This is a genomic window from Sporosarcina sp. NCCP-2222 (genome assembly GCF_023168145.1).
GTDB lineage: Bacteria > Bacillota > Bacilli > Bacillales_A > Planococcaceae > Sporosarcina.
Genome location: NZ_BQYK01000003.1, coordinates 323,914 through 336,229 on the forward strand (window position 1 = coordinate 323,914; position 12,316 = coordinate 336,229).

Annotated in this window: 15 protein-coding genes; 5 read left to right on the top strand and 10 right to left on the bottom strand. The window is 44.7% G+C overall.

Going from position 1 to position 12,316, the window contains the following annotated elements:
* The 3 genes from NCCP2222_RS08395 to NCCP2222_RS08405 all read right to left on the bottom strand — a co-directional run bounded on the left by NCCP2222_RS08395 (position 1) and on the right by NCCP2222_RS08405 (position 1,619).
* Positions 1–762 carry an enoyl-CoA hydratase/isomerase family protein gene (locus NCCP2222_RS08395; protein WP_248511436.1) on the bottom strand — a complete coding sequence of 254 codons (762 nt, stop codon included), beginning with the start codon at positions 760–762 and terminating at the stop codon, positions 1–3.
* A 126-nt stretch (positions 763–888) separates the two neighbouring features.
* Positions 889–1,062: a 50S ribosomal protein L32 gene (gene rpmF / locus NCCP2222_RS08400; RefSeq protein WP_184206909.1), complete on the bottom strand. Its 174-nt coding sequence runs from the start codon at positions 1,060–1,062 to the stop codon at positions 889–891.
* 23 nt (positions 1,063–1,085) lie between these two features.
* The gene (locus tag NCCP2222_RS08405; RefSeq protein WP_248511437.1) at positions 1,086–1,619 is read right to left on the bottom strand and encodes a YceD family protein; all 534 of its coding nucleotides are present in this window, start codon (positions 1,617–1,619) and stop codon (positions 1,086–1,088) included.
* A gap of 118 nt (positions 1,620–1,737) precedes the next feature.
* On the opposite strand from NCCP2222_RS08405, the gene NCCP2222_RS08410 reads away from it, so the two are divergent.
* Positions 1,738–2,964, top strand: a complete 1,227-nt coding sequence (locus NCCP2222_RS08410; protein WP_375709168.1) for a nucleotidyltransferase — start codon at positions 1,738–1,740, stop codon at positions 2,962–2,964.
* Here the strand turns inward: NCCP2222_RS08410 and NCCP2222_RS08415 are convergent, their stop codons facing one another.
* Positions 2,965–4,011, bottom strand: a complete 1,047-nt coding sequence (locus tag NCCP2222_RS08415; protein WP_248511441.1) for a SepM family pheromone-processing serine protease — start codon at positions 4,009–4,011, stop codon at positions 2,965–2,967. It lies immediately after the preceding gene.
* A 244-nt stretch (positions 4,012–4,255) separates the two neighbouring features.
* Between NCCP2222_RS08415 and NCCP2222_RS08420 the strand changes: the two genes are divergently transcribed.
* A complete protein-coding gene (locus NCCP2222_RS08420) occupies positions 4,256–5,143 on the top strand; it encodes a hypothetical protein (protein WP_248511442.1) in 888 nt (295 codons plus the stop codon).
* Between the two features lie 64 nt (positions 5,144–5,207).
* Here the strand turns inward: NCCP2222_RS08420 and coaD are convergent, their stop codons facing one another.
* From coaD to NCCP2222_RS08435, 3 genes are read right to left on the bottom strand one after another with little or no spacing between them, the layout of a single operon-like run.
* On the bottom strand, positions 5,208–5,690 hold the full coding sequence (gene coaD, locus NCCP2222_RS08425; RefSeq protein WP_248511446.1) for a pantetheine-phosphate adenylyltransferase: 483 nt from the start codon (positions 5,688–5,690) through the stop codon (positions 5,208–5,210).
* A gap of 9 nt (positions 5,691–5,699) precedes the next feature.
* A complete protein-coding gene (rsmD, locus tag NCCP2222_RS08430; RefSeq protein WP_248511447.1) occupies positions 5,700–6,248 on the bottom strand; it encodes a 16S rRNA (guanine(966)-N(2))-methyltransferase RsmD in 549 nt (182 codons plus the stop codon).
* Positions 6,245–7,666 (bottom strand): stalk domain-containing protein, encoded by a 1,422-nt coding sequence (locus NCCP2222_RS08435; protein WP_248511448.1) that lies wholly within the window; start codon positions 7,664–7,666, stop codon positions 6,245–6,247. The genes rsmD and NCCP2222_RS08435 overlap by 4 nt, the downstream gene beginning before the upstream one ends.
* 92 nt (positions 7,667–7,758) lie before the next feature.
* Between NCCP2222_RS08435 and NCCP2222_RS08440 the strand changes: the two genes are divergently transcribed.
* Complete coding sequence (locus tag NCCP2222_RS08440) at positions 7,759–8,151, top strand: DUF7147 family protein (protein WP_248511449.1); 393 nt, start codon at positions 7,759–7,761, stop codon at positions 8,149–8,151.
* A 3-nt stretch (positions 8,152–8,154) separates the two neighbouring features.
* Here NCCP2222_RS08440 and NCCP2222_RS08445 read toward each other — a convergent pair whose 3' ends face one another.
* Positions 8,155–8,427: a YlbG family protein gene (locus NCCP2222_RS08445; protein ID WP_248511450.1), complete on the bottom strand. Its 273-nt coding sequence runs from the start codon at positions 8,425–8,427 to the stop codon at positions 8,155–8,157.
* Between the two features lie 138 nt (positions 8,428–8,565).
* Between NCCP2222_RS08445 and NCCP2222_RS08450 the strand changes: the two genes are divergently transcribed.
* Positions 8,566–9,474 carry a glycerophosphodiester phosphodiesterase family protein gene (locus tag NCCP2222_RS08450; protein WP_248511452.1) on the top strand — a complete coding sequence of 303 codons (909 nt, stop codon included), beginning with the start codon at positions 8,566–8,568 and terminating at the stop codon, positions 9,472–9,474.
* Positions 9,475–9,919: 445 nt separating this feature from the next.
* On the opposite strand, the gene NCCP2222_RS08455 is transcribed toward NCCP2222_RS08450, so the two are convergent.
* Both NCCP2222_RS08455 and NCCP2222_RS08460 read right to left on the bottom strand, forming a co-directional pair.
* Entirely contained in the window at positions 9,920–10,360 is a 441-nt protein-coding gene (locus NCCP2222_RS08455) for a YlbF/YmcA family competence regulator (protein WP_248511454.1), read from the bottom strand.
* Between the two features lie 87 nt (positions 10,361–10,447).
* On the bottom strand, positions 10,448–11,890 hold the full coding sequence (locus NCCP2222_RS08460; RefSeq protein WP_248511456.1) for a UDP-N-acetylmuramoyl-L-alanyl-D-glutamate--2,6-diaminopimelate ligase: 1,443 nt from the start codon (positions 11,888–11,890) through the stop codon (positions 10,448–10,450).
* A 77-nt stretch (positions 11,891–11,967) separates the two neighbouring features.
* Here NCCP2222_RS08460 and NCCP2222_RS08465 point away from each other — a divergent pair.
* The coding region (locus NCCP2222_RS08465) for an amino acid kinase family protein (RefSeq protein ID WP_483882514.1) at positions 11,968–12,316 on the top strand (349 nt) is incomplete at its 3' end.

Consider the following 12,316-nt stretch of genomic DNA (forward strand, 5'->3'; position numbering starts at 1 on the left):
TTATTGCTTCCTTCCAATAAATCTGGCAACCGCCTCGTGGTGTGCATCGCTTTCCCAAAGTCGGGCACATTGCTCCGCTTCCTCCAACATCCTTTGCTTCACTGCCTTTCCTTCCCACGAACGAATCAATAATGATTTATACGCCCTGTGAACAGAAGGATGAATCAAGGCCATTCTTTTTAAAAATTGTTCTAGAGCCTGTATTTTATCTCCCTCGTATTGTTCAGTCGCCCAGCCAATCTCCTCTAGGTGCGATGCTTCTAATACAGAAGCTTCACTTACAAACCGGAGGACGGCATCGTGCCTGGCCATCTTTTCGATTAACTGAGTCGCTCCTCCCCAGCCGCTTGTGATGGCAAGGGTCCCTTGAATGAAGCCAGCTTTAGCCTTATTAGAAACAAGACGGTAGTCGCATGCCGAAGCGATTTCACACCCACCGCCGACAGCTGCGCCATTGACAAGAGCAATTACGGGCACCGGTAACGTGGATAAACGATAAAGGATTCCTGCCATCCTGCTCAACATCGGGTATGCATCTTCCGCCGTTCTGAATTGATGAAATTCCGAAAGATCGCCGCCAGAGCAAAATGCTTTTTCCCCACTTCCTGTAATGACCGCAAACGAGATGCTCTGGTTCGTTTCCACTTCCGCAACGAAGCTTTCCAGCCCTTCCATCACGTTGGAATTAATCGCATTCCGCATATCAGGACGATTGATCGTAAACATTGCGGTTTGATCCGTGAACTCTATAAGATAATCCATCCCAGCCATCCCTTTCTAACCTATATTTGAATAGAAAAAAGCCACCGGAGCCATGGTCTCTCGGTGGCCTTCCGCCCGGGACGAAGAATCGTCTATCGGAGAGGGCAATTTGCAAGCGAATCTTGATTATTCACCTACAACTTCTTTACCTTTGTAATGACCGCAAGATTTGCAAACGCGGTGTGCCAATTTCATTTCGCCACAGTTTTCACAAGTTGTCATGCCAGGTACTTGTAATTTGAAGTGTGTACGACGAAGTCTTTTCTTTGTTTTAGATGTTCTTCTTTTTGGTACTGCCATCGGGGGCACCTCCTTATGATCGCCTAGTCTTTGTCGGAATCAAAAAATTTAGCCAATCCTGCAAGTCTCGGATCCACTTTCGATTCCTTTTCTTTCTGGAGCTGTTCATTGTACTGTTCATCCGTAGTATAGGACCAGCCCTTCCCCTCTGCTGCTTTCATCTCTTCAGCTGTATCGCCGAAAATTTGAAGTGGCACTTCTAGAAGAACAAGTTCCTCCAAAATCGGGGTTGGATCGATCACTTCACCTACAACCGGATGAATGGAATCATCCGTTGCAAGGACAGCTTCATCCCAACTGAATTGCTCGTCCGACTCAACCGTAAAAGGAAATTCGACATCTTCCCATGTCCTAGAACACGGCAGAATCATCTTCCCTTCCAACTTAAATCGGCAAGTCAATTTTTTTGAACCAATGGTGCAGCTACCAGTTACGTGAACAGGCGTAATATCCCTGATTTCAGGGTTCCGTTCTTTGACGGATTCAAGATTCACCGCTTCGTCAAGCGGCATGGAACCTTGCCTGTATTTCTGTAATTGATGAATGGACCATTTCATGTCTATCACCTCAAGACAACACTGTTGATTATAATATGCATAAAAAGGGATGTCAAGATTTTTTCTTGTCACTCCTATTGCTACAAAGGTATAATCTATCTAACATTATACCGAAAGGATGGTCACTTTGAAAGCTACAGGAATAGTGGTGGAATATAATCCGTTTCATAACGGGCATCTTCATCATGTCCAGGAAGCAAAAAAGCGGACCGGTGCGGATGTAATGATCGCTGTGATGAGCGGTAACTTCCTTCAGCGGGGCGAACCTGCTTTTGTTGATAAATGGACTCGTGCTCAAATGGCTTTACAGTCCGGCGTTGATCTTGTCTTTGAATTGCCCTATCGCTTTGCTACTGCAAACGCACCTGTATTTGCAAGAGGGGCTATCGAAATTTTAGATGCAGCCCATTGCCATGCTTATTGTTTCGGAAGCGAGGATGGCACGATCCAGCCTTTCATTGAAAGCCTGGATTTTATTGATCAGCACCGCGTCAGCTATGAGGCAGCTGTAAAGGAAGCTATGTCTAGCGGGACGAGTTATCCGAAAGCCCTTAACGAGGCCTACAGGCGCATACTTGAGGATGCCCAAAAAACAGATCAGCCGGTCAACTTGACGAAACCGAATAACATCCTAGGTTATCATTATATGGAGGCGGCGAAGGAAATCCAATCATCTATGACGCCTGTCACCATCCCCCGAATTGTCGCGCAGTACCATGATGATACTGTTGCCGGAAACACCATAGCTAGCGCTACAGGCATCCGCAAAACGTTTTTCACAAGCGGCGCCTTGGAAGAAGTAGCCGGCTTTCTTCCCGAAGCATCGGAGCGTTTATTGCAATCATGGCAACTAGAGCGCGAGGCTTTCGGGAGCTGGGAACATTTCTATCCTTATTTGCGGCTGATCATTGTCCGAGAAGGACCTTCCCGGCTCACTTCCATTGCTGATATTGTAGAGGGCATGGAGAACTCAATCTATAAAGCCGCTTTGTCGAATCAAACATATAGCGGTTTCATGGAACAAGTTAAATCAAAGCGTTACACGTGGACACGCATTCAGCGGATGATCACGCATATCCTTACAGGCTTCACCACAACTATGCGGGAAGAAATACCCCATGCCTCCTATTTGCGGTTGCTCGGCATGACAGCAAACGGAAGAGACTACTTAAACCGTACCAAAAAGGATTTGAAGCTCCCATTGGTAAGCAAAGCAGCCTCTTTTAAGGATCCTTCCTTAACCGTTGATATTAGGGCGTCTGATATTTATGCATTAGCTATTACACAAGATCATAGGAGTGCGACGTTAGGGACGGATTACCTCAACCGGCCTCTTATCCTCTAATTATTTCGGCTCTAACTTCTCTAAGTAATCGAGAGCGTCATCCACTGTCTTGACAGGCACGATTTTCATTTTCGTGCCTATTTTTTTTGCCGTTGCAACAGCTTCCTCATAGTTTGATTTGATTCCCGGGTTGGCACTTCTTAGTTCCTCTGAAAGTTCATCATCTGGGGCAAAAAAGATTTCGATTCCATCTTTAGACGCAGCCATCACTTTGAACTCCGCCCCCCCAATTCTGCCGACTGTTCCATCTGGGAGCATTTCGCCAGTCCCGGCGATTTCATAGCCTTTTGTTAGATCTTCATCCGTCAATTGGTTCATAATTTCCAGTGTAAACATTAGTCCTGCAGATGGGCCGCCAATTTCTCCCGTACTGAATTTCACTTCTGGTTTAGTCGTCAGCAGACGATCTTCCTGGAATTGAATCCCCAAACCGATTTTCCCTTCCGCTTCAGGTATCTCTTTCAATACGACAGTGACATTAAGGCGTTTATCGCCTCTCTCAACAGACAAATCGACCTTGTCGCCTTCTTTTTTGCCGGAAATGACATCAGCAAATTGGCCTGATTCTGTCAGTTCCTTACCGTCAACAGATCGTATTTTATCACCGACCTCCAAAATATTATCTGCCGCACTGCCCGGAAGCACCATGACGACAAAGACACCATCAAATTGTATATTGACAGGCAGTCCTGTACGGTCGAAGGCAACCGTAATTGCATTGAATTGTGAATCGGACATCAGTTTTCTTTGCCGGATATTATATTCCTTGTCATTTTCCCCTTCTCGCCGAACCTTTTGAACGGGCATAATTTTACGCTGGTCGGAGAATTTGGAAAAGGCGTATGATAGCGGGGTTGCTTTCGCGATGGAGATTGTCATTAAATTAAATGTCCCACTTTCATGATCACTGCCTCCTGCTACTTCTACAAGTGGCGCTAGATCATACGCACCTCCTGGCTTCGAAATATATGAGTCCAACGGGTAAAAAAACAAGAAAATTAATACGACAACGATTACGCCGTACAATCCCAGCTTTCTCAACTTCATAAAAGCACACCTCCATTAATAGCCTGTTCCATTCACACATATATATAAGTGGTTCCTGTAAATCAGGAAGTTATATTCATGGCAAAGAACATTCGGCAAAGCAATTTAACTCTCTCCATATTATCCCACACGCACTGTTTCGTATAGCATTTTGCCAATTTCTTCAGACGCTATCGAACGTGCAAATTTATTCGAAAGGAGCAGCTTCCAATGACTAGTATCCTCTTACACACCCACCCGATACATGATTAACGTCATCATTATATGGGGTTTGATCCTGCTGTTCATTTTCCAGCCAGGAACAGCCCATGATGGTGCAGAAGCTGGCGCCTATCTTTTTGTAAATGCGCTATTGCCATATTTACTCCCGTACATCATTTTGACACAATGGCTATTAAAGATACCTTCTTCCGGGAATCGGCCAAAAAGTTGGAAAAGCTATCTTAAGGCTTATGTTCTCGGCTCTTTCGGCGGGTTTCCAGTCGGCGCGGTCACTGTCACAGAAATGTACAAAAACAGAGAGCTATCAAAAAAAGAGAGTAGCTTACTGCTTGCCGCTTGCCATGCGCCAGGTCCAATGTTTATCATCGGCTTTGTCGGGACAGAGCTATTTGACAACGTCCAGTCCGGCTGGAAATTGTTAGCTGCCATTCATATCGCTAATTTATTATTTTTTTTACTGACTCTCTTCCTTTTGCGTGCGGAGGAGGGACAAGATGAACGCGAAATTCAAAAGAAAACGAAAAGCTCAGGACCTTTGCTTGATGCGATAAAAGACAGCTCCTCAGTCATCATACTTGTTGCAACTACCGTCATATTCTTCTCCTCATTAGGAAATGTCATAACAACAACTGCCTCATCTGCGTTGACTGTAGATATCGGAATAGCGAAAACAATTGTTCTGTCCCTTTTTGAAATGACCTCTGGCGTCCAGTCCGCTACAGATCATTTTTATTCGATGAGTTTTTATCCCTTCATCATTGCAGCCATCATCTCTGTTAACGGATTGAGCATCCATATGCAAGTCTATGTCATTGCAAAGGCGGCCAATCTCTCATTGAAGCCCTATTTGCTCAGCCGGCTTTGGAGTGTGATGGCAGTTCCGCTCATTCTGTTTCTAATCTACTCATAACAGTCTTTCACGATAAAAAAGGACGAGAGGATGCAAACACGCTCCTCCGTCCTTTTACCATTTGTTAATGATTGAATTTCTTTTTCAAGGCTGTCTCTACTTGAACCGGAACAAGGGCCGAAATATTCCCACCGTACTGGGCAACTTCCTTGACGATACTCGAGCTAAGGAACGAATAATTATTCTTCGTCATGACGAAAAACGTCTCAATGCTTTCATCCAACATTCTGTTCATCGATGTAATCTGCATTTCATATTCGAAGTCGGATACCGCTCTTAAACCGCGGACGATCACTGAGGCGCCCACCTTCCTGGCATAATTGATAAGAAGCCCAGAAGACGATTCGACAACTACATTTGAATGGGAGGACGTAACTTCCCGGATGAGTTGAATTCGCTCTTCCACCGTAAATAACGGATTCTTGGAGGAATTATTCATAACTGCCACCCTGACTTCAGGAAACACTTTTGCTGCTTTTTCAATAATATCGAGATGGCCGTTCGTAATTGGATCGAAACTTCCGGGGACTACTGCTATTTTTGTCATGTTGAAACCTCATTTCCTATAGATCGAAATCGCACTGCTGCCATAAACCACATGCTTCACTCTAGAAAAATCCCCATACGACTCAGGCAGCTCCATTTTCTTGTCATGTTCACAGACGATAATCGCTTCGGGTGCCATCAACTCTAGCTCGATAAAATCATTGACTAAGCCGTAAAACTCTGTTTTCGCATAAGGAGGATCTACAAACAGCAGATCTGCTTGTACATCCATCGTCTTCAATTTTTTTGCAGCATTACGTGCATCCGTGCGGAAAATGGCCAACTCATCGACGAACCGGCATTTTTCAGCATTTTCTTTAATAATGGTACAGGCTTTTGCATTTCGCTCAAACACATAGGCTTGATCCACGCCTCTCGATAATGCCTCCAAAGATAAGGATCCGCTGCCGCCAAACAGTTCAACTGCCGTTCCACCATCAAAGTAAGGCCCGATCATGTTAAAAAGGGACTCCTTCACCTTATCTGTCGTAGGTCTTGTCGTATCACCCGGCAATGCTTTTAATGGAATGCCTCGCCGAGATCCCGAAACAATTCTCATTTATCGGTTTCCCCTTCCTTGCCCTCTGCAGAGCTGACATCAATTGCCTCATCGGTCTTTTGTATTTTCAAGGAAAAAATTCTTTTTATTGCATCTTCCTCAAAATAATAAGCGCCATTCATCTTTTTATATGGTTTCGTCCGCAAAGAGTATTTTCTTTCGTTAAACACATAGAAAGGATCCCGTAAAGAAAATCTGAATTTATCAGTTTCGTTTGTGATATAGATGGACTGCTGATTGGATTCCAATGTGTATCCCAATTGTCTGAACAATTCTTTACCCGAGTAAAATACTTGTCCGTCTTCCAATAAAACCGAGACACCTTCCGCTTTTTCTCCTTTGACTTTCAATTCTCGGGGATCTTCAAAATAAAAACCATATTGTTCATCCGCTGCATGCTCCAAAAATGTTGTCTTTAAGCCGCTGACTTCCCCAATAAGTTGGTCCAATGTCTGAGGATCCAATTTTGAGGTGCTGCCTAATTTTTTGTTCAATTGCTCCAATTGAGTAGATGACAGTTTTTCCGTGATTTTTTCATACGCTTTTTTGGCAGTACCATTCCCAAATGGTTCGCCAATCAGTAAGGAAGCTGCGATGTTTGCCGTCATTCTTTCGCTGCTTGCAATACCATAGCGGGCCATTACGCCATATTGGATTAATCGGGTTTCCAGGAGCTCTGTGTCGACTTGATCAGTCAAGACCAGACGTCCTTTCATGAACGGCTTTTGATTCGTGCCCACGACAACGGTCATATGAGGGGCGTCCACTTTTTTCAGCAGTCCTTCCAAGCGAGCCGCCTGTTCTTTATGAATGCCCTTTCCAAAGATTGAAATTTGCTCACTTCGATATGCTTCCGGCAGCTCTTTATTTTGCCAGTACAGCAGGTCAGTTTTTCCCATGCCGTAAAACATTGTATATTCAATCCGGTTTAGTTTTTTTGTGCCGATCCGATCCAATTCACTTATCCAGACGCCGCCTGAATTTGTTTCATCCGTGACATGAAGCATGGTAGTTCCAACTGTCCCATTCCTCAGCTTTGCGAATATATTTTCATAAAGAATAGTGGAATCAGATGATTTGATCGGAATTTGATATGATATGGATTGTTCTGCAGCGTCCCCTTCCAAGATGGCGGTCACAGAATCATTCATCCGTGTACAGGATGATTTATCTTTTATGTAGCATGCTTCATTCTCACTAAGTTCAGGCCAGACAATTTCATATCTGCCATTTTCAAGCCCTTTAAAATGCTGTCGGATATACAGACCGTCATTCCGCTGAGTCACTTCGATTTCTTGATCATACTTGGCGGTTTCGGATCCTTTCCCTGTAGCGCCCTCCATTTGGGAGTAATGCATATATAATAATACGGCATTGATTAAAACAAGAAGGACTAGTGTCCTCATGATGGTTTTCAACGATGGCACCTCATTACATGGAATGATAGGCACGAGGAATCATACATGTTATGATACCCGTACAACTAGTTTTTGAAAGGTAGTGTCTGTTCATGCTTCAGCAACGTTTTATTGAACTTGGCGAAGGCTTTTCCGACGTATTTGAATTGATTGAACTGATGAATACAAATGCCTCACGCCTCCATCGCACTTTCATCTTCTCCACCGCAACTGACAAAGGAAATGTCATTTCCCTAGCTGCCGCTTTCCATCCAGCTGGAGAGGGCCACTTTATGCCGATTTATATTTGCAGGGAAGGCATATTACAGAAGGGCGAGGAAATGCCGAAAAGGAGGCTGCTGTTCGAACAGGCATCCTTACAAAATGGATGCACACCGATTCCGATTGATTTGCAGCACTCCACCGCCTTCGCCGAAGCTTCCCTCTATTATCAGTACATTATCGGCATCTTACGGCTGAACCATTTACTGCCGCCTTTGCAGTAACGATCAAAGCCCGATTTTATAGTCATATTCTTTCGCTTTGTCCGGTTTCGCATTTTCGTATTCCGTTTTGACAAATGGGCGATAGGATGGCAGCACTTTTTTCACAGATGGCAACCGTTCAATTTTTCGGATGGTCGCTTCCACTTCATCCTGATCACAATATAGGACGACATATTTCATTCGACGTGAAATATAATGGACATGACCGTATTTTCGAAATGATTTCGCTTGCTTCAAGTGCTGAAGGTACACAACGATTCCTTGTCGATCAATCATAAAATTTTCCCTCTTTTCCTACTCCATACGATACCATAGGTAGGAAAAGCACTGCAACTGAACATTGCTGACAGCCCTATTCTTTTCGCCTATAATATAGGAAGGAGTAGCCGTTGAAATTTGGAAGGAGGTTAGGAAATGGGAAAGAAGACGACAATCGCATTAACAGTAGGAGCTGCCGGAGTAGCGGCATGGGCAGCATCCAAAGTCGTATCAAAACAAATTCCACGCGAACCGAAAACCGCATTGGAATTCAATGAAACTGTCGTATTGGCCGCACATGGCGGTTCTGTCGAAACACCAGAAAATACGATGGCCGCTTTCTCAAAATCAGTGGAAACCGGTGTGCATGGCTTTGCTATCGATATCCGGCTGACGAAAGACGAGGAGATTATCGTCTTCCAAGACGAATTGACCGATCGAACGACGGATTTTTCCGGTAAAGTGGCCGACTACACATGGGAAGAATTGAACCGTGCCGACGCTGGATATATGTTCCAAGACGAAGACGGTGCGTACGCATACCGAGGAAAAGGGGAAAAAATCTTACGATTACAAGAGCTTCTCGCCGCATTTCCGCATCTCCTTTTTGTCATTACGATTAAAGACTCGCCTGACACATATGAAGGCAGCCTGATGCCATCCAAACTTTGGCGTTTATTGGAAACGACAGGCGACCAGGATCGTGTAGCCGTCACAAGCCCGTTCGATGAGCAAACGGATCGCTTCAATCTCTATGCACAAAACAAAGTGGCCATTGGCGCAGGCAATGAAGAACAAATGAAAGCTTACACTTCATTCACAAGCCAATTCGGCCATTTATACAAACCGAATGCCGACCTTTTCTGCTTATCCAATAAGAAGGGCGTCTTCTCGTTACGGACAGAAGCATTCATCCAGTTTCTTAAAGGATTGAATATTAAAGTGTATTATAAAGGTGTAAATGACCCAGAACGAGCAGCCAAACTTATGACTGCCGGAGCATCCGGCTTCATAACAGACAACCCGTCTGACATGATGAAATTAGTCCAATCAGCAGAACAATAGAATGAGATATAGTTTCATAGTGTTGCATAGGGGTTTCCAGTTTTCATGAGATTTTAAATTCACTCTATTGTTAAAAATAAATCAGTGGGAGCAGAACCAATCGGTCTTCCCGCTGATTTTTTTCGTTTGAAGCTGTATCGAAATCCCTCCCGAATGTAAAACAACATAATTGAATCGACATCCATGAGCCTGAATGAGCTTTAGTAACTAGTTGATACCATTTTGAATGATAGTGTAGTCGTTTTCCTGAACAGCAGAAATCAGGCTGAACGCCTATAAAACGAATTGAATGCCATTAAGTCTAGAAGGACGCCAATAAGCCAGGCCAGGCTGTACTCCCTGCGCTTTCCTAAAAAAAAGACTACCCAGAAAATCAGATGTCTCTGACTTTCTGGGTAGCCCTATCTTCTACTTTATTTTGTGCAGAATCACTTGGATACTATAATTACGCCGAGCAGGAACAACTTCCACCCGACCCGCACCCTCCTTCACAGGAGGTCGTGAACAAACCATTACCCGCAGGGACTTTTACAGCCACCGAAACAGATTGGGCTATGATTGTGCTGACTTCATCCAGCAACTGTTGTACATCATTCTCGGACAGACGCAAAGCAGCGACCTGTTCGTTTACATCGAGTGCCCTTTTGTCGGCACGGATGCTTTTCATTACTATATTGTAATCCGGATGGTATTTTCCGAAGCGCTGTACTTCTTCGTATCGTTCTTTTAAATCTGTAAACGACTGAATCGCTTTCACCAAATCTTTATCCGTGTATACTGCCTGGCTCGCCTTCCGATATTCCGTTGCGACATCAGAACGCAATATCATCTCGGAGAGTTCCTCGGCACATTCGATGATGTTCAGCCATTCATCCGTCATCATCATTCAGACAACCCCTCCATTCCAGGCAATTATACCAAAGAAATGGGTTCCCCCGCATCTTTTCTGAACTATTCTTTTCCAACAGGCTCGTTATCTATACTGAAACGCCTCCGCCGCTACCTCGTAATCCGAAAATGGAAAAACTCCTTCTTTCGTATATTGTGTCTTCTCATGCCCTTTTCCGGCGATTAGGACCACATCTCCCGATTTTGCCAATGCAATCGCTTCGTAGATGGCCGATTTCCGATCTACCTGGACACGAACATTTTCCTTCATACGTATTCCTTGCAATACCTCTTCAATAATTTGAGTTGGATTTTCCGATCGTGGATTATCGGAAGTAATGATAACTTCCGTCGAATAGGTTGAGGCGACTTCCCCCATTTTCGGACGCTTGCCATGATCTCGATCCCCGCCGCAGCCAAAGACCGTGATTAACTTCCCGGAACACTCACCTGCTAATGCCTGAAGTACATTTTCAAGTGCATCCGGTGTATGGGCATAGTCAACATAAACGGTAATGCCATCTTGCTGAAGAGATTGCAGCCTTCCCTCAGGCAGCTGCAGTGATTGGCTTAACGGAAGAATGTCTGCCAGCTCGTAACCAAGTACACGCAGTACGGCCAGGGCAGCGAACGCATTCATTCGATTGTGCCTGCCCGGTAGATTTATATTGATTCGCTCCTCATTAATCTGCTCCCCGCAGACTGTTCCATAGTCAAAATAATGGACAGGCACCTTCGCATCAGCCACCATTTGTTTGCATATCTCATCTTCCGAATTGGCAATTAACGTTTTTGCTTGATACGCCAATATTTTCTTTGAATCTAAATATTGTTGTTTCCCTCCATGCTCCTCATAATGATCGATGCCAATATTAAGAAATACGCCAATATCAATGTTGCAATGGGCTAATCTGCTTGTGGCCAACCCCATGGAGGAGGCTTCCAGGAGAACATGCGTCACACCGGCATCCACAAGATCTTTCAGCAGCTGATGAAAATGTTCCGGAGGCAACGTGGTCATTTCTGGGTACGAGGTAACCGCTTGATGGCCATCAATGAAAACACCCGTCGTTCCAATGACTGCCGTTTTCACGTTGGCCATCTGCAGCAACTGACTGGTCAAATGCGTCACCGTTGTTTTCCCGTTCGTTCCTGTGACAGCAACGATAGTCAATAATTCCGACGGATTCCCTGCCAGTCTTGCACTGGCATAAGAAATGAATTTCCTGCAATCCGGGACAACAATGAGCGGGATGGACATTTCATCCGTCATTGCCATCGCAGCATTGCGGTCAATCACAATACCACAGGCGCCTTTCTCTATCGCCTCCTCGACATAACAGATCCCGTCCGTCTTCCCTCCCTTCCTTGCTATAAACAGGTACCCTTCGCTTATCCTTGTCGAATGCTCGCTTACCCCTTTTACCTCAGTATGAATACCCCCAAATACTTGACAAGGCCAGTCTTTTAATAGCTCCGAAAGTAACAGAAGTCCTCTCCCCTTTCCCGAACAAATTTGAATCGACACGAATATATTGAGAGCGAACTATACTTTATCGTATGTAGGGCAGTAAACGAACGTCACGAAGAAAGTTGGGGGCCGAAATGATTGTTCAGAAGTTTGGCGGCGTCGCCATGAAAGATAAACAAACAAGAGAAAAATGCATCAGGCACATCGCAGCCGGTATCAGGGAACATCAAAATGTCGTTGTCGTCGTTTCAGCGATCGGCAGAGGAAGTGATCCCTATTCCACTGATAGCTTGTTACGGCTGACCGATGCTTTTAATTTTTCCAAAGCAGCATCAGATTTGGCCGCATCTTGCGGAGAAATTATCGCCTCCGCTGTATTATCCGCTGAGTTAATTGAGGCGGGCATAGACAATCAAGTCTTGCACGGTATCCATGCAGGCATTTGGACAGAAGGAGAATTTGGCGACGGCATCATTACGGATA